General features: G+C 54.7%; 17 protein-coding genes. 6 read left to right on the top strand and 11 right to left on the bottom strand.

The window, feature by feature from the left end; all coding sequences use genetic code 11:
* Positions 1-73: 73 nt before the first annotated feature.
* The 3 genes from D8U18_RS05375 to D8U18_RS05365 form a co-directional block, all read right to left on the bottom strand.
* Complete coding sequence (locus D8U18_RS05375) at positions 74-5,689, bottom strand: putative Ig domain-containing protein (RefSeq protein WP_131107217.1); 5,616 nt, start codon at positions 5,687-5,689, stop codon at positions 74-76.
* 1,145 nt (positions 5,690-6,834) lie between these two features.
* The gene (locus D8U18_RS05370; protein WP_131107216.1) at positions 6,835-7,134 is read right to left on the bottom strand and encodes a hypothetical protein; all 300 of its coding nucleotides are present in this window, start codon (positions 7,132-7,134) and stop codon (positions 6,835-6,837) included.
* A gap of 4 nt (positions 7,135-7,138) precedes the next feature.
* The gene (locus D8U18_RS05365; protein WP_131107215.1) at positions 7,139-7,465 is read right to left on the bottom strand and encodes a hypothetical protein; all 327 of its coding nucleotides are present in this window, start codon (positions 7,463-7,465) and stop codon (positions 7,139-7,141) included.
* A gap of 1,387 nt (positions 7,466-8,852) precedes the next feature.
* On the opposite strand from D8U18_RS05365, the gene D8U18_RS05355 reads away from it, so the two are divergent.
* From D8U18_RS05355 to D8U18_RS05345, 3 genes are read left to right on the top strand one after another with little or no spacing between them, the layout of a single operon-like run.
* A complete protein-coding gene (locus tag D8U18_RS05355; protein WP_131107214.1) occupies positions 8,853-10,112 on the top strand; it encodes an ABC-three component system protein in 1,260 nt (419 codons plus the stop codon).
* Entirely contained in the window at positions 10,109-10,597 is a 489-nt protein-coding gene (locus tag D8U18_RS05350) for a three component ABC system middle component (protein WP_131107213.1), read from the top strand. The genes D8U18_RS05355 and D8U18_RS05350 overlap by 4 nt, the downstream gene beginning before the upstream one ends.
* Positions 10,594-12,546, top strand: a complete 1,953-nt coding sequence (locus D8U18_RS05345; RefSeq protein ID WP_131107212.1) for a DUF3732 domain-containing protein — start codon at positions 10,594-10,596, stop codon at positions 12,544-12,546. The genes D8U18_RS05350 and D8U18_RS05345 overlap by 4 nt, the downstream gene beginning before the upstream one ends.
* 515 nt (positions 12,547-13,061) lie before the next feature.
* Here the strand turns inward: D8U18_RS05345 and D8U18_RS05340 are convergent.
* Positions 13,062-14,132 (bottom strand): DNA-binding protein, encoded by a 1,071-nt coding sequence (locus D8U18_RS05340; protein ID WP_131107211.1) that lies wholly within the window; start codon positions 14,130-14,132, stop codon positions 13,062-13,064.
* Positions 14,133-14,329: 197 nt separating this feature from the next.
* Between D8U18_RS05340 and D8U18_RS05335 the strand changes: the two genes are divergently transcribed.
* Positions 14,330-15,268, top strand: coding sequence for a site-specific integrase (locus D8U18_RS05335; RefSeq protein ID WP_177434994.1), 939 nt, complete (start codon positions 14,330-14,332; stop codon positions 15,266-15,268).
* Between the two features lie 23 nt (positions 15,269-15,291).
* On the opposite strand, the gene D8U18_RS05330 is transcribed toward D8U18_RS05335, so the two are convergent.
* The 7 genes from D8U18_RS05330 to D8U18_RS05295 all read right to left on the bottom strand — a co-directional run bounded on the left by D8U18_RS05330 (position 15,292) and on the right by D8U18_RS05295 (position 23,698).
* Complete coding sequence (locus D8U18_RS05330) at positions 15,292-16,641, bottom strand: RES family NAD+ phosphorylase (protein ID WP_131107209.1); 1,350 nt, start codon at positions 16,639-16,641, stop codon at positions 15,292-15,294.
* A gap of 126 nt (positions 16,642-16,767) precedes the next feature.
* Positions 16,768-17,592, bottom strand: coding sequence for a hypothetical protein (locus D8U18_RS05325; RefSeq protein ID WP_131107208.1), 825 nt, complete (start codon positions 17,590-17,592; stop codon positions 16,768-16,770).
* Positions 17,593-18,012: 420 nt separating this feature from the next.
* Entirely contained in the window at positions 18,013-18,603 is a 591-nt protein-coding gene (locus D8U18_RS05320) for a hypothetical protein (protein ID WP_131107207.1), read from the bottom strand.
* Positions 18,604-19,035, bottom strand: a complete 432-nt coding sequence (locus tag D8U18_RS05315) for a hypothetical protein (protein WP_131107206.1) — start codon at positions 19,033-19,035, stop codon at positions 18,604-18,606. It lies immediately after the preceding gene.
* Positions 19,036-19,619: 584 nt separating this feature from the next.
* Entirely contained in the window at positions 19,620-21,356 is a 1,737-nt protein-coding gene (locus D8U18_RS05305; RefSeq protein ID WP_131107204.1) for a ThiF family adenylyltransferase, read from the bottom strand.
* Positions 21,349-22,572, bottom strand: a complete 1,224-nt coding sequence (locus tag D8U18_RS05300) for a nucleotidyltransferase (protein WP_131107203.1) — start codon at positions 22,570-22,572, stop codon at positions 21,349-21,351. Before D8U18_RS05300 ends, D8U18_RS05305 begins: the two co-directional genes overlap by 8 nt.
* A 7-nt stretch (positions 22,573-22,579) precedes the next feature.
* Positions 22,580-23,698: an SAVED domain-containing protein gene (locus D8U18_RS05295; protein ID WP_131107202.1), complete on the bottom strand. Its 1,119-nt coding sequence runs from the start codon at positions 23,696-23,698 to the stop codon at positions 22,580-22,582.
* Between the two features lie 363 nt (positions 23,699-24,061).
* Between D8U18_RS05295 and D8U18_RS05290 the strand changes: the two genes are divergently transcribed.
* A complete protein-coding gene (locus D8U18_RS05290) occupies positions 24,062-24,679 on the top strand; it encodes a 3'-5' exonuclease (RefSeq protein WP_131107201.1) in 618 nt (205 codons plus the stop codon).
* 670 nt (positions 24,680-25,349) lie between these two features.
* Positions 25,350-25,928 carry a hypothetical protein gene (locus D8U18_RS05280; protein WP_131107199.1) on the top strand — a complete coding sequence of 193 codons (579 nt, stop codon included), beginning with the start codon at positions 25,350-25,352 and terminating at the stop codon, positions 25,926-25,928.
* The last annotated feature ends 2 nt before the right edge of the window (positions 25,929-25,930 follow it).

Below are 25,930 nucleotides of genomic sequence, written 5' to 3'. Positions count from 1 at the left end.
CTGCCCGCGAAAGCGGTGGCTCAGCTTGCATCCATGCTGGCTGTGCCACCGCCTCGCGGGCAGGCTTGCTTACTCAGGCGGTGAAATCGCTGGCGTGCAGCTCCTTGACACCCAGCAGTTCGAATTCGAACTCGGGGGTGGCGTCGGCGTCGACACTGCCGTAGAGAATGCCATCGGCAAAGCGCACTTGGCCGGTGGCATTGGCAGGGTCGAAAGCGTTGCTGCCGATGAAGGTGAAGGCATCGATAGTGCCGGTCAACGGGTTGGCGTCCAGGCCGGAGAAGTCCAGATGATCGCCTTCGATGCTCTTGAAGCCGTTGAGCACATCACGCAAAGCACCGACGCCCATGTCCGACAGCGCACCAAATGCGTAGGTATCCGCGCCAGTGCCACCGGTGAGATTGTCGGTGCCTGCACCGCCGATCAACCGATCATCGCCGGAACCACCCACGAGCGTGTCATTGCCCGCACCACCGTTCAGGACGTTCGCGGCGCTGTTGCCCGACAGACTGTCTGCGTAGGCACTTCCTGTCAGGTTTTCGAAGAACTTCAAGGTGTCGAGTCCTGACCCACCGGTGTTTTGTTGCGTTGAGGTCGAGAGGTTGGCGGTGACACCGGACAGAGCGCGTTCAAAAGACACGGTGTCATTTCCCTCGCGCCCGTCCAGTACGTTGTTGCCGGCTGCGGCGAACAGCGTGTTGTCCAACGCGTTGCCCGTGCCATTGGCGGCGCCCGGGCTCTCGACGTACAGATTCTCGACATGGGCACCAAGGGTATAGGCCCCCAGACTGCTGCGCACAGTGTCGACCCCTCCGGGCAACACGTTGCCTTGGGTCTCGATTACGTTGTCGCCGGCGTTGTCGACATAGTAAGTGTCGTTGCCATCGCCACCACTCATGCTGTCGGCCTCTGCGCCACCATTGAGCACGTTGGCGGCGGCATTGCCGGTGATGAAGTTGCGCAGCGCGTTACCGCTGCCATCGATATCCGAGACACCGGTGAGCACGAGGTTCTCGAGATTGGCGCCCAGAGTCCAGCTGACTGATGCCTTGACCGTATCGATCTGCGAGGCCGAGGTGTTGGTTTCCACCACGCTGTCGGACGCGTTGTCGACCAGATAGATGTCATTACCATCGCCACCGGTCATGGAGTCGGCGCCCAAGTCGCCATCCAGTGTGTCATTGCCCGAACTGCCCACCAGGGTATCGGCCTGGTCAGTACCGGAGATCATGCCGCCCTGGTTCTGGGCATTGTCGAAAATGTCCTGAACACTATTGTTGTCGTCCGGGTTGCCTTCAAAGCCAAGGTCTGCGGCGATGTAGTCGGCCAGGCGCTGGCCGACGATTTCCGCCGATTCCTCGTGCAGGTGCCACACATCATCGGGGTACACCAGCGGATCGACTTCGTAGCGCAAGGGCAGGTCGGTGTAGTCCACCGCCAGTTTGACGTCGGCGCGTTCGGTGGCAATGGCTTCCTGAACGGCGCGAACATAGCCTACGCCCTCGACGATGGAGGCTATCTTTTCTTCGGAATAGCCCCGGGCACGTGCCGCATCCTCCTGATAGTGGCCGGTTTCCATCATGTACACGTTGAAGTTGCCGAACTGAGCGTGCAGGTAGTCGAACACCTTCAGGGTGGCGTCCTTGTAGGCAGTGGCCGCCGCTGTTTTGTCCGTGGCACGGGCAATCTCCTGGGCAGCTTCCTCGCCCTGGCCCCAAATGATGCCCATGGTGACGTTATCGATCGATTGCAGTTCGGCGAGCTGGTCCCCCAGCAACGCGACGGCACGCAACAGTGCAGGCCCTGGTTGGTTGGTGTCAGTCAACCACCAGCACAACTTGAGCTCCTCGGCGCTGAGGGTCGACAGGCCGTTGACCGTACTACCTCCCACCGCGATGTCGATGCCGTTGCCGTCGGCGTCGGTGAACTGGCTGCGGACGTCATAGGGGGTGTAGCGGTCCAGGTCTTTGACCAGCATCGAGGTGCCAGACTGGTCGTCATCCTCTGTCATGCGCAGCAGGCGCGCATTGGATTGACCCAGCGTGGGCAGGTAGAGAATGTCCTGTTGGGCGCGCTCGCCAAACACGAAGTCGCTGGCGGAGAGGGTGTTGAGGTAGTTGCCGTTGAGGGCGATTTCAAAACGGTTGCCATCGGCATCCGCGTCGGCGGATTTGATGTAGGTCTTGTCGCCGGCCGCGTTGAGGGTCATGTACAGCGTGTGATTGCTGCCATCGCCGAGACCGAGAAAGCCCAGGCCAGACACATCGATCTTGTCGACGCCAGCAGTGAAGTCATAGATCGTGTCGGTGGCCGTGATGCCGCCGGCGTCGTAATCGCGGTAACTGTCGAGCGCGTTGGTGTAGCGGAAGGTGTCAGCCCCGTCGCCGCCATACAGCGAGTCGCGTCCGGCACCACCGTCGATGATGTCTGCCCCGGTGCCAGCCTTGATCGTGTCATTGCCACCGTTGCCCAGGATCAGGTCAGCACCTGCCGTGCCGTTGAGCGTATCGGCATTAACGGTGCCGACAAGGGTACTGGCTGGCGCATCAGCCACCGTCAAGGCGAAGCTGTCGCTGACCGAGGCACCTGAAGGATCAGTGGCCTTGACCAGTACGCTGTAGTTTCCCGCCGCCGTGCTGATCGGCGTGCCGCTGAACGTCAGGCTGGTAGCATTGAAGGTCAGCCATGCGGGCAGGGGGCTTGCGTCGGCGAGGGTCGCGGTATAGACCAACACATCCTGGTCGGCGTCGGTGAAACTGTTCTGGGTCACGGTGTAATTGAACGGCGTGCTTTCGGTGGCGTTCTGGTCGAGCAGGGGAATGGCCACCACTGGCACCGCATTGCCTGGGGGGGTCTGGTCGGCGAAGACAAAATGACTCGCCGTCAGGCTGCTCACCAGATTGCCCGCCATCGACAATTCAAAACGATTGCCATTGGCGTCGACGGTCAGATCCTTGAGGTAAGTACGATTGGTCGACGCACTGTAGGTCAGTTGCAGCGTACCGTTCAGACCATTGCCCAGCGCCGTGTAGCCGAGCGCCGAGACATCGATCTTGTCGGCGGTCACATCGAAATCGAGGATCTGGTCGCTGACGCTCGTGGAACTGGTGCGGTAACTGTCGAGTTTCGAGGTATAGCGAAACACATCCGCACCCGCGCCGCCGGTGAGCTTGTCCACTCCGGTGCCACCGATCAGGATGTCATTGCCCGCGCCACCATTAAGCGTGTCGTTACCTGCGCCACCGAGCAGTTGCTCGTTGGCTGCGGTGCCAGTCAGGGTGTCGTTGTTCGGGGTGCCATTGATCACCGTGGGGCCCGCGGGTACGTCCTGAACGGCGAGGGTGAAGCTGTCGCTGACGGTGGCGTTGCTGCCATCGCTCGCGGTGACCTGGATGGAGTAAGTGCCTGACGCGGTGTCGCTGGGTGTGCCACTGAACGTACGAGTGGCGGCATCGAATGTCAGCCAACCGGGCAGGGCGCTGCCATCGGCCAGCTTGGCGGTGTAGCTGAGGCTGTCGTTATCCGGATCGGTGAAGCTGGTGGCCGGGACCACGTAACTGAACGGTGTACTTTCGGTCGCGTTCTGATCCAGCAGCGGCGTGGCCAGCACCGGCGCCTGGTTGGTTGGTGACGACGTGGCGAAGACGAAGTTGGCGCTGGTCAGTTTGTCGAGGTAGTTGCCGGCCAGCGTCACCTCAAAACGGTTGCCATTGGCGTCCGCAGTCAAGGACTTGATGTAAGTCTTGGTGCCGGCGCTGTTGAGCACAAGGTACACGGTGTTGTTCTTGCCATCCCCCAGGCCGGTAAAGCCGATGGCCGACAGGTCGATTTTGTCGGTGCTGACATCAAAATCGGTGATCAGGTCGCTAAGGTTGGCACCGCCGGTGTTGTAGTTGCGGTAACTGTCCAGGCGATTGGAGAACACAAAAGTATCCGCCCCGGCGCCACCGGTGAGGCTGTCCATCCCGGCGCCGCCGTCGAGCTTGTCGTCGCCCGCGCCACCACTGAGATTGTCGTTTCCTGCAAGGCCGAGCAGGGTGTCGGCCGAATCGCTGCCTAGCAACGCGTCGCTGGCGCTGGTGCCGGTGACCACCCGATTGAAAATGAAGTTGCTGGCGGTCAGGGTGCTGGCGAGGTTGCCCGAAAGAATCAACTCGAAGCGATTGCCGCTGGCGTCGGCATCGTAGTCCTTGATGTAGGTGCGGTCGTTGCTGGCGCTGTAGCTGACCTGCAGGGTGCCACCACGGCCATTACCCAGGCCGGTGAAGCCCAGGCCCGCCAGGTCGATCTTGTCCTGGGTGACGTCGAAGTCGGTCACAGTGTCATCAAAGCTTGTGCTTGCATTGCGGTAGCTGTCGGACTGAGCGGCGAAACGGAACGTATCGGCGCCAGTACCACCGGTGAGTTTGTCGATGCCCGCACCGCCCACCAGAATGTCGCCACCGGCCCCGCCATTGATCGTATCGTTGCCGGCGCCGCCGTAGAATATCTCGCTTTCGGCGCTGCCCAACAGAATGTCGTTGCCAGCCGTACCTTGCACAGTGGTCATCGGCACCGTGTCGCTGACGTAGCTACCGTCACCATAGATCAACGTGGCACTCTTGCTGGTGTGACTGATGGTATTGCCGATGATTGCATTGCGATCCGTGCCGTCTTCATTGCGTTCAGCAACACCGTAGGTCGAGAGAGTGCTGCCGCTGATGATATTGCCCTGGATGGTGTTGTCGCTGCCGTTGAAGTACTTGCCTGACACGCCCAGGGTGTCGTCGTAGGACTGGATGATGATTTCCGGTACGGGGCCGCCCAGTGAATTGTTGTGGAGCGTGTTGTCGATGATTTCAACGTGGTTACTGCCGTAGATGCGAACCCCGGCGCTGGCATTGTCGTGAATATCGACACCGCTGACCGTCACCTCGCTGGACATCTTGATCAGCACCCCTTCGGCGCCGTTGCCGTACACCTCGCCACCGGTAATGGTGATGTTGCTGGGGGAGGGGATGTCCTCGCTGCCGCGCTGCACCACGATGCCATTGCCACCGTTGTTGTAGGCAATGTTATTGGTCAGGGTGAAGTCGTGGGTACTGGTAACGACGTTGAAACCGTGCCGGTCGTTGTCGTAGGCGATGTTGTTTTCAAAGGTACTGTCGCTCAGGAAATCAGCGACGAAGCCGTCCAGGCCATTGCCGTGGGACACGCTGTTCTTGATGACCATGTTGACGGTCTGCTCGTGGGGGTCGAAACCGTACCCGGAGCAATCCTTGATTTCGACACTGTCGAGGGTGACGTTGGAGTCGTAGCCTTCTTCGCCGGGAATGAAGCCGTTGAACCAACCATCGATCTTGCCCGTTGTATTGTCACGATTGCCATCAATGGTTAGGTTGCTGACGCCAAAGTCATGGGTTTCTTCGCCATAAGCGGAGCGAATAACCCCCGTGATCTTGGTATCTGAGCCGTCAGCCACTTTGACGTTGGTGACGCCCATGCCGTCGCCGTACAGGTAGACGTTGCTCTTGAGCATCAGGCATCCGTCAGAGGGTTCCGCGCCACCGGAAACGATATAGGTCCCGGTTGGCATATACACCTGGCCACCACCCGCGGCCGCCGCGGCATCAATCGCACGCTGTATTGCGGCCGTGTCGTCAGTAATCCCATCGCCTATGGCGCCAAAACTTTGTACGTTGAAAATCATAAACTTATCTCCGTATCAGTCTAAACCGCAGCGGACGCCAATATTCCATCGACGAACAGCTTGTTTGGACTAGGAGACGCACGAAAGTTGTGACCGCATATCGGAAGGTCGTCAAAAAACAGATATTACTGATCAGTGGCTTGAACGGTCTTTTATGGAATCAACGTTATTTTGACTCTCGACGTGTCCTTATAGGGGACGACCCAGTCAGAAACATTATTTAACATAATATACATTATGCGTAACAGGATATTTCAGAAGCAGGCTCGTTGCACAGGGATTTCAACGCTCTAATCGTCCCAAGGAATACTCATTGAATTGCCAGCGTATCAATCAACTGCAGTTTTTCTGAAAATTGCTCTACCAGTTTTTGTAGAACGCCGAAGTAACTTCGTACCCTAATCTGGAGGTAACTCGGTTTATGAGTCGGTATTCGCCATGACACTGATCTTGCTTCTCAGAAAAGACCATTTTTGCACCGGACTTTTCGGTAGAACAAAAATTTGAATTTGTCTAGGTTGCCATGAACGTACATTCATTTCTCGCTCTTCTCCGAGTGGCTGATTTCGGACACGCTCAGATGTGTAAATCTCGTTGTGTTTAGACGATAGCGCTGAAATATCAACCAAATACCGGAACCTGTAGCCGTTTTTACTGAGTCCTAAACTACAGATTAGTGTAACCACAAGCAGTCCACCTCAGCTAATTTCCCGATCAGAGGCAGAGTTGTTATATTGGAAGTAATTTGGGTGTTATTGAAACGCAGAAACAAAAACGTTGTTATGGCAACATAGGGCAGTGTGTTCCAAACGGCTATTTCCGTCCAATCCAGGGCCTTGATCATCCATTTCAGGGGTAAGACCTAGATTTGTACAGGCCTTACAGTCCGTGCTAATGCCAGTTTAGGATGTACAGCTGTGGCTTCCTTTAACCTTTCATTGTGAAAACCATACTACCGCGAAGCTAGCCTGCGCAGTTGTTATGACCTGCATTAGACGTGTCGTGATGTTTGATCCTGCACTGTATCTAAAGATGCGGATGCTGATTATCACTCGATGCTCTCCCGTACAGCTTCTCTTGAAGAGATTGATTATATAACACAACTAAATGTATATTTAGTTGAGTAAAATTTTTGGCTATTCCCTCTATTTCTCTTCTCGCTCACTGTCCTCCACTAGCCTGTCGTGAAGCTCTTCTATTTGCGTACTGGCGCCTTGTTCACGTGGCTGGTCAAAATACCCAGGCTTTAACAGGTTTATAACGTCGCGAGCAGAAAAGTCATTTTTTTTGGCTAACCGGTCAAGCGCTCCCAAGAATTTAAGCTTCTTGGCCACCTCTTTCTCTAGGAGCAGGGAACTCGCGCAGCGGTATTCAGCGGATATTCTTCTGTCTGCCTCGAAAAGCACTCCCATTTTTTGATTGTCTGAGGTGAGATATTTAGCCATATGCTTACCCTTCCCTCAGCCCTTCAGGTAGCCAGCGTGGCCGGTCTGCTCCTTGGGCGACTTGGATTTCGGCGATGCTGAAGATGTGCCGCAATTGATAAATTGTCTCGCAAGTGAACGATTTCTGGTCGATGTCCCCTCTCAGCATCAGCAGTTCCACGACCTCGTCCGCATCCGCCTGGTATGCTTGCATCAGCTTGCCTAGGTCTTCGAGAAACTGTTGATCGCGCTCGAGCCCCGCCTCCTTTTGAAGCCTGTTTATCTCGTTCTCAAGCTCGCTGATGCGCTGTTGAGCAAGACGAATTGCCTCTGAACGATGAGGGGCATTCATGAGCTGGCCTCCATCTGCCGGTCTGTTACATTTTAGCTGACCCAGTTTGACCGTTTGTCTGATCAAGAATCCGATAGTTACCAATAGTGCAAAGGTTCAAGCTCCCCCTGATGGCTCGGGGCGGTGCTGTTAGTGCAAAGGTTCAAGCCCCCTCCTGATGGCTTGTGGCGTCACTATGCCTAATACGCATAGGGGCGGCCGGCAGCCGGCAGGGTGGTGTCTCAGGCATTACAAGGCCTCCCTTCAATATTTAGCATAAATTGGCAGAGAGCACTGCATTGCCCTGCCAAGGTGCTGAACAGATCCGGCAATTTATGATAAATGTACGTGCCACTTTGGGGTGGCTGACGTGAACGAGTCATCGTCCGGCACCATTTAGCATGAATTGACAGAGCGCACCGCTTTGCCCTGCCAAGATGCTGAACAGATCTGGCTATTTATGTGATAAATGTGCGTGCCACTTCAGCTCGGCTGTCGTGAACCGAGTCGACTGGCGCGGTCATCTCGGTCTGGTGAGCTTCCATCCTCGCGCCCTCATCTCCGCTTACTCCAAGGCTAATACTTCATCTCGCGGCTGCAGGAAAGACGGCCGCCGGCGTTGACTTCAGGTAGCTCTGCTACTGAATGAAAGCCATGATCGGCGCGGTTGGCATGATCAGAGCGCGCTCGAATGTGGCGCCTTTCGACACATTTAAATTCATGAAGTCCAAAGCGAATTCCTTGCCAGAAGTTATGGTGCCGCGCAGGCACTGAGGTCGGTACGCTCGACATATTGCTCGACATATTGCTCGACATGCTTGGAATGCACCAATTAACGCCATTATGTTCAGACACCACCTGGTTCTCTGACGTTGTTCCAGGAAAGCCCCATGACGCATAAAAATGGAATCAGAAAATGTCGCGATCTCAGTTCGGCAGCGGTAAGTCGTGGTCGCATAGTCAATGCTGAGCACCCTTTCTGTTCGCGCACAAGGAACCATTCAAGGGCACCAGCGTACCCATACTGTTTGTTTTTCTGTCCTCTCGGATGGGGCATTTCGCCAAGGTACGAGGCTTTTCAGGAGCCTCCCAATCAACAATGCTAGGCTCGTAACTGTTCCAGAGCAGCGGTTCTGCGGCGTTCACTAAGCAGGGCGATACTCGGGCATCGTCCTCCTAAAGTGGAGTTCTCAAGAAGACAGCACATCGCTAATGATTGCCATATGCCACCAGCCAAATCAGAATACCTCAAAAGGAGATTTGGCTAGGTGATGTCGATCATGGAAAGAATGCAGTTACGCGCGTTAAATCTCGATGTGATCCTCGCCCGGCGCAGATTCGTCGTGGGTCGCCGCTATTCTTGGCATAGAAGGCCCCGAATGAACGACCTTGGAGCATGGGCTGAATAATGAGTTCTTTCGCAGGCAACGACCCCGCAAACCAAAAAGCTAGTGATCCCTACAGCGCCAGAGAGCAAGGACTAGGCTACATTTTCCAGCCTCGCTTTGCGCTGTATCAGGCATTGGAGCTTCCCGAGGACACCGCGATCCTCATCGAGAAGGAAGATGACCTCGATTTTCTGGAGTCCTCTGGTAAGAAGATACTGAGCTCGCTCAAACACAAGGCTGCTGGAGAGCGGCTGACTGACCTGTCGGTAGACTTCTGGAAGTCGGTCAATATCTGGCTAACTCGTTACATCGCCAATGGACGGGTTGAGTCTGACTATCAGTTTTTCCTATTCACCACCTCGTCCGTCGCGCCGGATTCATTCTTGAATTTCTTCCTTTACGGAGCGGATACCACCAAGGCTCATCCCAGCCTTTGGCAATTGACAGAGGACACGCTCGCCACCAGCAAGGCAAAATCGTTCGCCAAGATCAAAGACTTGCTCTCGCAGCTGACTGCGCTGGAGAAAGAGGACTTTGTATCGAGAATCGTGATTATTGATAACTCCCCTCGGATCGACGATCTACCGGCAATTATCAAGACTCAAAAAATGCGAGCCATTCGCCTCGAACACAGGGACGCTGTCTTCGAGCGCCTGGAGGGATGGTGGAATGACCTGATCATCCAGATGCTCTGTGACCCGCAGAACGAGCCCGTATATGCCCGGGACGTTTCGGAGAAACTGTTCAGCTTCAGCGAGGAGTACAAGGATGACAATCTCCCCATCAATTTTGAGGATGCGAAACCTACATCCCCTGTCGATGCGAGCACCGATAACCGGTTGTTCGTGAGTCAACTACGTGATCTGAAATTGAGCCCAAGCCGGATCCGCAATGCGATCCTGGACTACTACAGGGCATTTGAGCAGCGCTCCGTCTGGGCAAGACAGCGCCTGGTTGGCTCCGAAGAAATCATCCGCTACGAAAGGCGGCTGACGGATGAGTGGGAGCGCACCAAGGACGCCCTGTTCGATGATGCGCTCGACGCGCCGATCGAGGACTGCTCTGACCCGGAATTGATTGCCGTTGGCAAGAAGCTTTACACCTGGGCGGAGACAGAAGCCCAGAAGCTTGCTCACCTGAAAATCCGGGCGCGCGTGACTGAGCCCTATGTCCTGCGCGGCAGCTTTCAGATTCTCGCCAACAAGCGCCCCTACCCCACCGTTTACTGGCATCCACAGCTTCTGGATCGCTTGTCCAAGGCCGCTGGAGAGACTGAATGATTCGCTGGGATCAGCGTCCTTTTGAGACCAAAAACCTGTTCAACCCAGCCTTCTGCGCGGTAGTGCTGCTGCGGGCGCTCAAGGCCTATGCAGTGGTAGATCCTAAGGGCATGCCCTTTTCGATGACACTGCTTGTATTGCCGTTGAGTCTTCACCACGAATCTCGAAGTGCGCTGCTCAAGCACTACAAGGGCTACCTGCTCAAGACAGTGGAGACGTACCCCCAGTTGCAAATCGGTCTAGCTGAGAGGGTAACGGAAATGCTGCCGTTCACTTTCGAGGCATTTGCGTTGGCGCACCACACCGATTGCTTCGTGGTCACTCCACAGGGTCGACTCCTTCCGAAAGCCAGGAGGGTTAAGGCTGACATCGATGGCACCGAGGAGTCAGTGGCGTGCCAACGCGCAGCGGCTCTGCTGGGTAGAGAGTTCGCCAAGATTGCAGACAGGGTTACGGTGTACACCGCTTTTGGAATTCGACCATGAAAATCAGCTCCATCCATGTATACAGCCACGATGGGCAGCGCCGCGATGTCAACTTCGAGGTCGACGGGCTCAACATCATTACGGGCCGCTCGTCGACAGGTAAATCAGCCCTTTCGGATATCATCGAATACTGCATGGGCCAATCGAACTTCAACGTTTCGGATGGTGTTATCCAGGACAAGGTGTCTTGGTTTGCGGTGATCTATCAATTTCCGGACGTGCAGGTCATGGTGGCGAAGCCGACCCCGCGATCAGGCGGCGCGAGCTGCAGCTTGGCCATGACACGTACCGGGGAGTTTGTGCAGCCCCCTGAGTTTTCCGAGCTTGTGGTCAACACGGATGACATCGCTGTCACCTCGTTGCTGTCACGACAACTTGGCATTCCGGAAAACCGCACAGAGGTGGCGGAAGAGCACACACGTAACAGCTACGAAGCCTCCATCAAGCACACGTACTACTACCTCTTTCAAAGACAAGGCCTGGTCACCAACAAGGATCAGCTTTTCTATCGCCAAAACGAGCCGTTTCAACCCCAGGCGATCAAGGATACGCTTCCTATCCTGCTAGGCGCGTCAACCAATGAGCGCTACGAACTGCAGGCCAGACTCCGGACAGCTCAGCGAGACCTGAGAGCCCAGACAAAGCTGCTGGAGCAGGCTAAGCAAGCCGTGGGCAACAACCGAAACCTGGCCATTGCATTGCTGACTGAAGCCAAGGCCGTAGGGATAATCTCTCAAGAGTCCTCCATTGGGGAGGTCGAGGAGATCATTACCGCCCTCAAAACAGCAGCACAATGGACTCCCGCCAAGCCGCATGCCCAGCCTGAGGACAAGGTACCCAAGCTGGAAGTTGAGTTGTCCAGGTTGCGGAAGACCAAGCGCGAGATCAAATCCAAAATTGAGGCTGGTCAGTTGTTTGAGCGGCGTGCCGGCGGCTTCCAGAGCGAGGCCTCGGAACATATCGACCGCCTCTTATCCATCAAGTCGCTTCCAAAGAATGCTACAACAGGCGAATGGCAGTGGCCTTTTGCGGAGAAGAACCTGGCCATGGATACCCCCATTGCCCAAGCGCTCATCGGCGAACTAGCGTCCCTGGAAGCAGAAATGCAGACAGTGATGGGGCAACGTCCGCAGATTCAGGGCTACCTGGCGGAGGAAAACCAACGCCTCCAGGACACAACTCGCTCGATCGTCGAGAAGGAGGCCGAGCTGACAGCAGCCATCGCCGCCAATACATTGCTGGCGAACGCACAAAAGCAAAGCGACGCGGCCAAACATGTGGTGGGGCGCATCAGCTTTTTCCTTGAGGGCTTCGTCCCAGACAACTCGCTGAAACAGCAAGAGGCTGACTATCGCCGTCGGGAAATGCGTGTGCAGGAACTTGAAAAGGCGCTGGCAAATGTCGATGCAGACGGCCGTCTGGCGTCGATCCTGAATAGCATCTCGGCGCAGTTCAATCTGTACAACAAACGGTTCGAATCTGAGTTCAGTGCCTACCCTGCCCGATTCGACCTGAAGAAGCTGACCATCATATTCGACCGCCTGGAGCGCTCTGTCCCCATGGCTCGAACAGGCGGCGGCGAGAATTACCTGGCCTACCATCTCTCTGCGCTGCTTGCCCTGCATTGGTTCTGCGCCAAGAGCAATCAACCTATGCCGCGCTTCTTGGTGATCGACCAGCCGACCCAAGTGTATTTCCCCTCAGAGGAATCCTACAAAGCGGTCGACGGTACGGTAATGAACACTGAACAATCCGATGCTGACATGGATTCGGTACGCAAGCTGTTTAATCTGCTGTACCAGTTCACGGTCGAGGACGTTCCGGGGTTCCAGATCATCATCACCGAGCATGCCAATTTACGGGATGACTGGTTCCAGAAGTCTCTGGTAGAGGCGCCCTGGAGCAAACCTCCTGCATTGGTGCCTGAGAGCTGGCCTCTCAAGGGGTAGGTGACCCGCTGGCGGGACAGTGGGATGCACCGTACTCCGTAGCGCTCAAGGAGTGTGGCGCGAAACCCTTATTCCCTAGGCTAAACACTCGAAGGCAGCCCATTGTCCCGCCCTGAATTACAGGCCGATCACGCGCTCACTTGTTTAGGGGCACGCTGATACCATACTGGAGCGCCAGTGGGCCGTCATTGAGAGGTACAAATGGGCCTGATGTCGTGCTGCTTGCACAACCCACAGAAGTTTGAAACCTTACTCAGATCCGGTAGGTGTCTAGGGTGCTCCAAACCGATCAGGGGGGGCATGCTCTCTCAACCTCTTCTGGCTATTCGATATGCCGATGGGACGGAAATCTGTAGATAGATTGTCCCGACAGCATCCAGCTTCATAATCGGAGTTAGGGAGCCGAACGGTTCGCCCCTTTCTATGAGCATTTGGGATAGGCGCTGATGAGCGTATTTCCAACCTGATGTGCTTTCATCATGGCTGCGTGGATTCCTTGTAATCTGATCCATGCTTCATCTCCTTGGTGGTTTCGAAGGCTTGGAGTGCCCGGCAATTTGCTTATCCTCTGCCCCTGAGGAGACATCGCCACCCTCCTCCAAGCCTGGATCATCAATCCTAGCCTGCCGCAGTTGCTCATTTTCTTTCTGTACAGCCGCTAACAGCACCGCAGTTTCTTGCTCACGCAGCTCGACCACAGCTGCTCTCTGGTGGAGTGCCTTGACCTCTTCGCGCAGCGCAGATACCTGCTCCTTGAGGTGCTCAGCCACTCCAACGGACTTGGCCTCACTCTGGCGTAGTGCCTGAATTTGAATGTTGAGAGACTGAACCAAGGCCTCTTGAGTGTGCAGGGCTTTAGTTTGCTGCCTGGCTTCGCCGAGCAGGCGTTCATTGTCACGATTCAGTCGAGTCAAATCGTCCTGTTTCACGGCGATCGTCTCCCGCAGCTTGCGCTGCTCAACCTGCATCTCATGCAGTTGAGACTCGTGCTTGCGTTGATCCTGATCTCGCTGTTCCTTCGCAGCCTCCCGATAGTGCTCAAGCGCCCCACGGGCTTGAACGTGCTTCTCCTCCAGCGATTGGATGTGCTTGTCCTTTTCAGCAACCAATGACTCAAGGTTGGTGCAGCGGCTATTGAGGCCTGCGTTGCGGGTCAGCTCAGCCTGAAGCGAGGACTGGGTGGTCACAAGTTCAGCACTCTGCGTCTCTATCGCGGCCTGTTGGGCGGCCAAATTACTTTGAGCGGTAGCCAGCTCCGATCTGAGCTCGATGAGCTGATTTTCCAGCGCGGCCCGCTGCACGTTAAAAGCCGCGGTCGCCTGGGAGATTACTTCCTGGCCCTCCTCCATAAGCTGATCCAACATCGTTTGCATCATACTGTTGAGCATGTCGCCCATACGTTTCCGTGTCGCCACGGGCTCTGGACTGGAGGGCTCAAGCTCTTTCAGATACCGAGAAATCGTTGTCTTGGAGCCCGTATTTCCGAGTTCTACGCGCACTGCATCGATGCTGGGGTTGGCTCCCCTAGCCAGTAGTGCCTGACGTGCTTCTTGCACAACAGCCTTATTGATTCCGCCTCGGGCCATGGGGATCTCCTACGATTTCGTACTGTGTTACATGTCATGTAAATACATAACACATTATAGATATTTTACGCCGTTTGATCTTGCTTTACTAGAAGACCATAATAGTGCTTTATGGCTTCTTGACCCTTTATGGCACGCAGAAATCCTCCGCGAAGCGCAGGAAGGCAGAAAGGCCCCGATTTTGAAGGCAAAGTATGATGGAAAAGGCAGATCGGTACCTCAGCGCCGGCACCCGGGATAACACCCGAAAAAGCTACCGGGCGGCGATCGAGCACTTCGAGGTGACTTGGGGTGAGTACCTGCCCACGACAGGCGTGGGCGTCGTTCGGTACCTGGCGGAGTACGCCGACAAGCTCTCCATTAACACCCTGAAGCAGCGCCTGGCAGCCCTTGCGCAATGGCACATCACTCAGGGTTTCCCTGATCCAACCAAGACCCCTGACGTTCGCCAGATGATCAAAGGCATCAGGGTCGTGCACCCAGCACAGGTTAAACAGGCCGCCCCACTGCTGCTGAAGCACTTAGAGCAAGCGGTCGCATGGCTTGAAGAGGAAGCTGCAGTTGCGATTGAACGAGGAGATTACAAATCGCTGGTGCGTCATCGTCGCTCGGTGGCGATGATTTTGATTGGGTTCTGGCGGGGCTTTAGAGGCGACGAGTTGGCCAGGCTGACGGTGGAGGACACCCAACCCGTAAGCGGTGAAGGTATTACCTTTTTCCTGCCTTACACCAAGGGTGACCGCCAGCATGAAGGAACTACTTTCCATACGCCGGCGCTCACCATGCTTTGCCCCGTGGAGGCCTACATCAACTGGATAACAGTTGCCGGGATCGCAAAAGGCCCAGTGTTCCAGCGAATTGATCGCTGGGGCAATCTGTCAGGCAAAGCCCTGCAACCGCATAGCCTGATCCCCGTGCTGCGCCGTATTTTCAAAGAGGCGGGATTGCCAGCAGAGCTGTATAGCAGTCACTCGATGCGGCGTGGCTTTGCCACCTGGGCGTCCGCCAATGGGTGGGACATCAAGGGGCTGATGAGTTACGTGGGCTGGAAGGATATGAAGTCGGCGTTGCGCTACGTGGACGCCAGCGTGTCGTTCGGTGGTTTGACGGCGCGGGTTGCCCCAACGGTGGGATAAACGCCCGTACTCAGGCAGCCACGCTACCGAAACCCATGGTATTTCCTGTCCTTCGACCAAGGAACATAGTGAACGGGATCGACCTCGCTGCTGAAGCGGACACCCTGGATTTTATGAATCACGATGCAATCCCGAGCTAGACGCAGGCTTGGCACCGGCGGTGGCACCAGAGGCACGCACCGGGAGTGTTGATCACCGCTTCTAGGTTCGGCTTCCCAGACTTCTGGGTAATACACCCACCTGTCCTCATCAGATTCCCAGAGACTCACATACTCAGCCTTTTGTGTGTCCTCGAGGTTTTCTACACCGCTTGCCTTGTGGAAAAGAATCACATTCTGGCCCGGAGAGGCATCCTGCTGCACTTGTGCAGACGGGAATAAGATCCCATCGAGATTCAGCCTTTCATGGGTTGCTAGAAAATCGGCAATAGCTTGCGTGATCAGATACCCACTTTCCGCCGAATCAGGCATCACTGGCATCGTCAGTTGGCGTTGTAAGTCTTTGAGAAAAGCGCAGCGTTCGGAAAGGCTCTTGCGAATTGGATTGAAGTAGCTCAACTCTCCGTGCGGACGCATTGAGGCCAGGTCGTTCAGGTTGAGAAGTCGCAGAGGTCGGATTACGTCGAACCGCGCGGTAAGCACCATACTGCCAACGGGAGGGCGCACTTCTGCAATCGCCGTATGGTCATCTGTTGCACCGTAGAAAACCGAAATCCCTTTGGCGTTCATTCGACCAGGAGACCCCCTACCTCTTGGTACCGGGCCGAGATGCTTTTCGGGGTGCTCTAGGGCTTCCGCCACTGTCTTTTCGTCCTGGAACACCCGTCCACGTTGGAATGATGAGATTTGATGTCCTTGGCCGACTATCACAATGGCCGATCGATCGTCCTTCGATCGCAAATCTTCAATGCCGTCGAAGACCATGGTCAGGATTGCCCCCACCATGGGATTTGCCAGCCGCGATTCAAACTGCAGGCTGTGCTCCATTTTTCGCCACCCCGCCGTCAGCTCCGACGACGCCTCAGTCTCTTCGACATAATAAGGGTCGTCGTCAGCATTTGGGTAGTAGCTCCAGGAATCGAGCAATCGCTCATGGATGTCAGAAAGAAGGCTCTGATCGGCACCCAGCATGCGCTCCAGAACGTCATACAGACTTTCACCGACCGGTGGATAACCGTGATGAATCACTGAGCTCGGTTGCTGGATTGCACGGAATGAGGCTTGGATTGCCGTTTCGCACAGCTCCACCAACTCTTCCATGTCCATGACCGGCAGCTCTCGGTCACAGTAGTCGCACTCGCTGATATCATTGTCCGAAGCGTGATCACGCAAATAGGCTTCGGTGAGGCAAACGGTACACACTAGATGACTCATCATGTGCTCCTTGGCTGTTTCACGCGATACTTGCCTACGGCCAGGCAAAGGTCACTCACTATCTTAAGCTTCTGCCGAGCGGCTCGCGCCATGCAAGTTGTTAGATGCATCTTTCCCGACTGAGACTCAGCTTCTTAAAGGCCCAAGATCAATCGCCAGGCAGCGAAGGTCGGTGACCTGTGCAACCATGGTGTCGCTGGCCTCATAATGGGCGAAGACGCCCAGGAAGTAGAACGTGAAGTACCTTACTAGCCGGGCCTGATCGAGAAGCTCATTCACATAGCGCCTCGATCGGTGCTGAGTCATGACCTCATCGGAGACCTGGAGAAAGGCCTCCTTATCCGCAACCTTGTCGAAGAACTTGAATACGAAGCCAGCCCCTTCTCTTCGCTCGATCCGCCCGCCACCGCTGTAGACGTATCCTGAGGTATTAGGTCTGGCCCAAGCCACCTTCTTAAAGTACGAACGCAGCGGTATCTCACCTCGCCCTGTCACGTTGATAGTTACCTCAGGAAACAGATCTTTGAGGGCCTCGCGTATGTCGTGGTAGTAATCCACCAGCTCTCGAAGATCACCGCTCCGGTGCTTCCGGTCAGTTCGGGTACCTTCTGCGCCACCGCCGCCCCGTCGACGATTGGGCCCAGCTTCGTCCTCGCTACTTGGGACGGCCCGAGGTGGACGTACTACCGGTTGTTCTGGCTGCGTCGGGGGAACAAAGATATCGATGATCGAGGTGAGTTGGCGTTTAGCCAGGCGGGTGCAGGTCTGCTTCTCCGTTTCTCCTGGCAACGGTGCATCACTACCCTCGTCCTCATCTGGCAGCGCCCACTCGCACTCTCCATGATGGGCATAGTGCTCGTTGTCCTTGTAGTGGGGAGAGTTGACGCGCGCGGTGTCGGTCGGATGGATGTCGTAATTGACGGCTGTGATCTTAGGCACCACCTTGAGCATCCTGCATTCCGGTGATGAGCACTGGAACACAAAACGGCTGCGGGGTTGGTTTTGATTGAAGTAGGCTTGACGCGCGCCTCCAATGGTCAATTCCTCCCCCAGTTCCACACAATACGCACGGGTTATCCTTCGCTTCGTTCGCATCCCCAGCCTCAACGCAAAAGATAGAGACTAACGCGCTAGGTATAGCGCGCCAAGGCCTGACATAGAGCTATCAGTTAAGACTTTGGTCTAGCCATGCTCCGATGAGAACCTCCGATCGGCCAGCGCTGCGGTCTCTTGAGCGAAATGTTTCTGAGTACTGCTCATCTGCGCGGATGAGTCCAGATATGGTATCGACAGCAATAAAAAGTCCTAATGGAAAAATAAGGATTTTTCAGCAGACACGCATATGGCATCTGCTCTACAAAGAAACGCCTATTACTGTCGTACTAGCTTGAAATGGCCGTCTGTAGCAACACTAGTGTAATAGTTCCCGGACAGCTGCTTCGTTCCTTCAGCGAAAAACCTGAGGCTAGCAGCTCCTTCATAGGGCTCGCTTTTCCCGTCGCTCGTTTTCTTAGGAACCACTCGATAAAAATAGAAGAGCTGTGCGCGCCCTGATTCCGAATCCTTCTTTGGCACGATCGCCAGCGTTTGTGAATCAGAGTCTTGCGCCAGCACCTCCATACTCATAGTGAGCCAGTTCTGTTTGATGACTGCTGTTGCGGAGATTTCTCCAACGCCACCAGGCTTCCGATAATGAATCGTCATGTCCCACCTACCGTTCAAATCTGGAAAAAGCCATTCATTGAGCTTAGGGCAGACTTCCCAAATCTTTCGCCAGCCCCAGTACGCGAACACCAACAGCGCCAGACTCAGAACTGTCCCACCGCCCAGAGCCAAACCTTTCAGATTTGTCGGGTGATCTGGCCAGTACCGGCGGATAAGCTCATACATAAGCGCAACGCACACAGCATACGAAACTGCCACGATGCCAATAACGCGCAGTGGATAGAAAAGTAAAAACATTTAGGATCTCTCGAAGTATATTTCTCGACCATCTTTGAAAATCACGATTCCAAGCGAGTCAGTAGCGACCCCACATAGGTGCACGCTTGGCAGCGCTGAACCAAAAAGCGCAGCGATGTAGCGACCTCCGAATCTACGCGTCCGATTGATTACAGCCGACTCAACAATGGGTGGAGAAAAATACTGCGAAAGGGCTACCACGCGCAGATCCGGTGCGAGCACGTGAAAACCGTCATGCAGGTCGCTATATGCTGTCGAGACATTTGCCAATATTGTCGCTGCGTCTAGTTCCTGAGGTACATCAACGCCCAGTCGAAGCGGAAAGGTTGGTAGCTCCGCTTCCACATCGCAAACGATGACACCAACCCCCGTAAACTCAGCTCCCGCCAAGTTTTTCACTCGCTTGAGCATCTCAACTAATTCGCTAACCATGTATTAACCTTTATCGCAATGCATCTGAAAGATAACCATCACCCTAGATTGGGTCATCCACAACGTGCATATTTTTTGTGCTGACAAGCTGAGCCGGGCTCTAGATCCATCCAGGAATGCTGTCTGCCTGCCATAACTTTTCACCATCGTGCACCCAAACACCAAATCCGCTTGGTGGAGGGATGTTTCCGATGATCATGAAAACGAGCCCCTGATAGTCGGATTTCCCGGCTCGAGCTTGCTCCTCAGCCATGACCAGGTCTGTGGGCGAAACATGTGGTCGAGGCTCGGGGTGGGAATGCCAGAATCCAATGCAGTGCAACCCTTTTTTGAACATGGATGCCCTCTCCTTCTTCACTGCTTTCATGTCCAGGCGAACGGCTGTGTACTTTGCCCATGTCGGAGCAATTTTCGTCACATACTCCACCCTTACGCAGGATGCCGTTAGATCTCGCGTATACAACTGCCCTGCTCCCTCTAGCGACTTGCTCCCCTGCTGTGCATAAGCGGCAAGCTGCAGGACGACGCTCTCAGGGAATTCAAGACTCCAGGACGCTCCCGGTATTTGATAACGCAACGAACCGTTACTTCTCACCATAGATATCGTCGAACGACCGAGTGATGTGAACGGAATCGAATGGGCTCTGCAACTTAGGCACAAGCGGGCCACAGACGGCTCCTACGCCCAGTCTGGCGAAAAAACCTTCTGATCTTACCCAGCTCCATACCATGGAATTACTTTCTTCAGCATCAAGTACGGCAAGGGCCCGCTCAGCAACGAAGCCTGCAGCCTGAGCGACATCTGCGGAGCCATAGGGATGAAACCCAAAACCACAGGCAGGTAGTTGAATGGCAGTTTGATTTGGCCATTGAGCCACATTGACTCCTTGAGCTGGTTCATCGACTGGGTACTCCTCACTCGCAGCGAGATGAACCAGGTGAGTCGCAGCGCAGAACGGCTCCATCCAGCCATGGAGGATCGGGGTATTTGCAAAGCACAACGTGCGGTATCGAGCGAGCATGCTTCGAATTGAGGTCTCTCCCGTCAAATCGATAATGATATCGTATTGGCCAGGCCTGCACTGCGTCGGCACCCATCGCTCAGCCCTGACTCGATGCGGATTCACTTTTATCCCAGGTACGAGTCGTTGCAAGTGGCTGGCTAGTTGATGGGCCTTGCCTAAGTCGATGCTATCGGCTCCCAAGATATGTCTGGCGCAGTTCTCCGCATCGAAGCCTTCCTTATCTACGATATCTATATCGCCGACCCCTGCCCTGGCGAACTGTTCAATGGCCATAGCGCCAAGCGAGCCGCACCCAAGCACCAAGGCTCGGAGCTGGCGCCGGCGATGCAGCACTGGTAGCTGCTGGTCGCGCGCCAAGGCCCAATCTGTATCCACCCGATCGAGAAAAAGGGGAATGATTCGAACCTCACTCATCCTTGGCACCGTCGGCGCCGCCAGCAGATATCCGTAGCAGACATTAGACTGAACCAGCACAACCATCATCATCTGCTTCGTGTCAGGGCTCTTGCTCATGAACCATGTAGCAAGCTTCTCCGGATCACCAGCCAAGGAGCCAACCAGTGCATCAAGCTCGCCAATTGTGGTAGGCCACTCATCAGGAGTCCAATCAATGCCTGCTGGCATTGGAACGAACAAAGAATGCCCTCGCCTCAAGCTTCCGAATGACCAGTTGTGTCGGGTTGCAAGAGAGTGCGGATCGGTTTCACTCAGCGTCGTGAGTAGCAGTGCGCAACTAACTTTATCGCCGCCAGAAAAATAGGCTGCGATCCGCCCCTCAGTCGATTCATCGATCTGTGTCAGTTCTATACGAGAGCAGGCAGGAGATATGCCGCCAAATGCAGCTCGTTGTCGCATACAGAAACGCAACCAATACGAAAGTCGCTCTGACTGGAACTCCTTCTTCAGCCAGGCTGCATCTTGTGTGTTTTGCCAAAACGCTTCGAGCCTTGCCAGCACAGACTGAAGCGCACCGATAGGATTGTCATAGTCATCAGGTGAAGGTTGCACGCCATGGCAGAAATTCCCGGTTTCCTCTACATGAGGCCAAGTTAAGCAAAGGCGTTTATCCAAATAGATGATTGGCGCAACAGCTGGAAATTCTTGTGGAATGCAGATTTCGACACGTTGCGGCCCCTCAATCGGGTGTGGAAGCTCAAGCTCCCACACATCCATTTTGCCTCTGTTGTGCGACCGGCGCGAACGGGAGGCAAAGCATGCGCCCGGCCCATCCAGCCATTGCTGGATGGCGTGCGCTGCTAATTCGAAAGGGGTCGCCGCAGGCAAGTGGTCAAGCAAGGGTATCCCTCTCACCAGTGGCACGAGGACGCTGAGGCTGCGAGGCCAATCCGGCTGGTGCGGAGGCTAATAGTCCCCCCAGTACACCAGTGGGCTTGGGCTGCATATCCTTCCAGGCTTTCACTCCCACATCACCGAACACTGCATGTAAACGTTCCTCAGAACGTTTGTTGTAGTCCTCGACGAACAGAGCGAAGAGATCATCGCTAAGACGCTGATGCCAGCTCTTGAACTCACGATCGCGGAGACCACCGTCAATGTTCCACTTATCAGCAAAGTTTTCCGGATGGGTGCCGTCCATCGCCGGGTTGTTCACTTCAATATGGCGTTCACGCTTGATGTGATCTGGCATCCGCGCTACCACTTCCAGCACGACTTCAATTGCAGAAACGAACGTTCCGGGCGATTGCGTCACCATCTGCTGATAGGCCTTGGCGGCGAGCGTGACCAGAATTACTGAAATCGGCATCGCGACTCTGCGTGCGTCAGGAAGCTTACGGTAATAGCTGTCACGGTGCAGCTTCATCAACTGCACGAGTCGGCGAAGTATGTCGTCAATACGAACAGGATCACGCGGTAGCGGATCTATCTTTGCAGAAGCATCTTCAGCCACGACCAACCAACTGCGCTGCTCGAAGGAAAATCTCAGCTTCGCTATCTCGCAGAACCAGGTTGCGAACTCTTCTGGGTTCGAAGGGCTCCATCCCTTCTCTTGATCTCGCACTCGCAAGTTCGTGCCTGTGATTCCATAGGAGAGCGGCACCGCAGGTGTGACGTCAAAATAGAATGGCTCCCCCGGATATCGTAATCGCCAGCAACGATTTTTTGGCTCGGGTTCTCCCGCATCCGGTAGACCTTTTAACGCTTCACCAAATGCATAGAAAAAGTGATCAGGAGGCAATCCTGACAGAGGCCCGCCACTCACCTTGATCACTATGTCGAGATCGAACTTCTCGCGCCCATCGCCCGCGATAGTGGTCTGTGTGCGCATCGACCCCTGTACCACCACATGAACATCTTCCTCACGCATATTCAGCTTACGCGCGACGTGCCGTGCGAGTTGGTAGTACCGAGCCTCAGCGGCTTTTTTCTTCTCCTCAGACAATTCAAGCTTCTTAAGAAGCTTAACGATGAAAGACTCCCACTGAGTCTCCTCATTGCGCATCTGGATAGTTTTCGCCAAAACACGGGCGCGTGGTTCAAAAGGTAGATTCATAGACACCTCAGGCTTTGGCGATTTGAGATTCGGTTGGCAAATGTATGGCCGAAGCCCCGAGCGTCAGGGGCATCTGAACACTCCAGGGATACGGTGTCGTTTGACCCTTTTCCCATTGGTAGCAACGTAACGATGGCATGTTGCGTGCGTCGTACGCTCTGCCGAACCGGATGGATAAACTCGCAGGTGCAGCAAGTATCAGATGAACTTGGGTAACGCCCCGATTTTGTAGATCAGACAGAACGTCTAAGAATTGCTGAGTAAGGGCAGCCTGTTCATCTTCTGACCAAAGCGCATTTACGCGCGGGTTTGGCCGATAGAGTTGCACCAATGGCAGGCCCGGGAAGGTCGCTGCAATGTCGGCAAGCTCTGCTTTATAGGAAGCAGAAACAGCCAATACGACCTCGTCATTGGGCTGCACGCTATCAATATCATCGAGTTGAAAGCGAGCGCCTGAGTCGACATCAGTCAATTCACGCCATTGTTCCTTGATTCGATCCCAATCCATCAGCGTCACACGGCCCTCGTCATCGAGTAACATGCCCGCGTAGAACAACAATGGAACCTGCATTACGCCGCCGGTCACCACTTGCATATCCGCTCTGGCGGTATCAGCCCTTCGTTGCCTAAGGTTTCGCGGCAGATGCTCCAATTCTCGAAGTGCTGCCGCTACATCCAGCGACCTTGAAGAAACCATGCTCCTCAAGTCGATTCGGCAGTCTTCTCTACGGCCTACGAACCTCGAGGAAATGGCCGAAATGAGTGGTGTATCTGAAGTGTCCACAAGCCCTCTCAGCTCGACCACCGCGATCCGTTTGGTATCGGCCTCCCTGGCCTCCCTACGGTAAATCACTACCGTGAACACAAGGCCAACAACGAAGCCCAGCATGAGCAGCCAAGCCACGATACTGGTCACCAAGGACGGCAATCCACCAGTGATGGAAACCTTTAAAAACTCTGCGAACCCACCAATCTGCCTGCCTTCCACGACGATATCGCCCATGGACAGGCCGGCAAGCCCACCAACGCACATGCTCATGATGGTCAGTCCGATATTTTGTTTCCGCATGCGCCATGCGAAGTAGGCACTGACGAGCGCAATGGCCCAATGAATCACCCAAGACATATCCACCCCATTGCCGTCAGGCCAGCACGTAATTCTAAATTGCTTCCACTATATGTAGTGCGGATCCAATTTTCAACCGCTATATGATGTGTTTTATGCTGTAAAGAGGACGGGCGGCTCGATGCTCACCGGTTGTCCCACATTCACATATGCTAAGGGCACACTTTGAATTATCTTCATCACTTCACGTAGTGCGCCTAGACAGCATATCTTGGGTCTGACAGGTCAGGATGGTCGAAAGCCTTTCTAAGTGCCGACACCAAGATAAGTTCAGGAAACTACTTTCTATCCCTTTCAAATCTCTGGGCATTGCACTCACAGCTCGGTGTAACCTGAAGAGATTCAACCGCGGCCACCACTACCATGTGCATCGAAACAAAATTTCTTCACCTCCAAGCCATCCAGAATGTCCTCGCGCCATACCGCTACCTCTATTGCGTAGACCTTGAGGCAACATGTGATGAGGTCGGTGATTTGGAATCATCAAGGCCGCTTGCAGTCGTTCCAGCTCAAATGGAAACAATCGAAATTGGCTTGGTGGTGATGGATCTGGAAACGCTTGAGATCGTCGATGAGTTCCAGCGTTTCGTTCGACCGCAGATCAATCCTGTCCTCACCGACTTCTGCAAACAGCTCACCTCCATTCAACAAGCGGACGTGGACAGTGCACGCACCTATGTGGAGGTTGGCCAAGAGCTAGGAGCGTTCGTTACGCGATATCCAAACGCGGCTTGGGCATCGTGGGGTGACTATGATGCAAGGCAGCTTGAACGCGATGCTGGGTTTGCTGCGTGCCCTACTCTGCTCGCCGGCCTGCAGCACTTCAACGTGAGGAAATGGCATAAAGGCCTATACGACATCCAACAGAAGGGTCTTAAGCAATCGGTAGAGGCCATGGGCCTAGTTTGGCAGGGTACATATCACCGAGGAATCGACGATGCCAAGAACGTTGCATCTATCATCAAGGAGATGCTCGGCTGATTATGTGAGCCGGGCCCATTGGCCCGAAGGAGCGATCTCTCCATTCACTGCACACCACCGCATAGCCGGGCAAGCGATGACTCGAGCGTAGAATGATTTGAACACAAACTCCCCTCTCGCCGCCCTCGAGGTCTGCCGGGTACTGATAGACGTCGCGCTCGGCAAACGCATTATGATGCGAAGCACCATTCAGTCATGGAATGAGATCTACCACGGCCTTATGCACGTGGAGATTGATGGCTGGCAGCTCACGCTTTTCAATGACTGTGACACCCTGGACTACTGCGAGTACTGCAGGTCGCCTGATGGCCGAGTCAGCACGCTTGAACTCTGGCAGCGCGACGGAACCGATCCAGTCGAACTATTGAGTGCGTCGGAGCGTGAGCAGCTCGAACGATTGCTCGCTGCACTCTGAGCCTCCATGCAAAACGGCAGGTGAATGTTTGGCCACTTCAGCCACCTCGAAATCTGCATCCAGTACTGGATACTAGGATTTTTAACCTGCAAGGTGACCCAAATGATTCCAGGATTTGGTGGGCTAGGTAGTACTGCTTGATCGATGACAGCTGGCCCGACATGGGAATAGTGATTCTTCGTTTTCCTTTTCAGTGGCATAGAGCCATAGTAAGTAATCGAGCGTCACTGATCAGCACACCAAGGAGCGGGCGAAATGAAGGTAAAGATCCTTCCGGCTATTTTCCTGTTCCTAGGCTCCTACTTCCCGCTGAGCGTTATCCTGCTGCTCCAAGACGTCTCTGACGCTACTTGGAAGAAATCAATCTGCTGGTCGCTTCACGATTGCACCCTGCCCGCCCTGATGAACCCAGGTCGTTCGCTGACCCTATTCACCATTTGCTTGATCAGCCTCGCTTTCTTCACTTGGGTGCTTAAAAGCTTGCCGGCCGACCATGAGCTAACGGTCAAGGAAGCGAAGACTGTTCCCAATGACCTCATCAATTACGTCTTTCCCTACGTTGTCTCGTTCATGGGCCTTGATCTAGGCAGCGATGGTAAGTTCTACGGCTTCCTTGTGTTCTTGATCTGGATGTTTCTCATCACTTATCGATCAGGACAAATCCTCATGAATCCGCTGCTCTTGGCGATTGGCTGGCAACTACATGAGCTGGAGGTGCTTACGTCCGGCAAGGAGCGCAGCGTGATTGCGCTTGCGAAGACAAAGGTTTACCCAGGAGACAAATTAAGCTCCTGTGTCATCCATGGAATATACGTTCTTACAAAAAAGGAGTAAGC

The sequence above is a fragment of the Pseudomonas sp. Sample_10 genome, assembly GCF_004321495.1.
GTDB lineage: Bacteria > Pseudomonadota > Gammaproteobacteria > Pseudomonadales > Pseudomonadaceae > Aquipseudomonas.
Note: the sequence above shows the minus strand (reverse complement) of the source record. Positions and strands in the feature narration are given on the sequence as shown.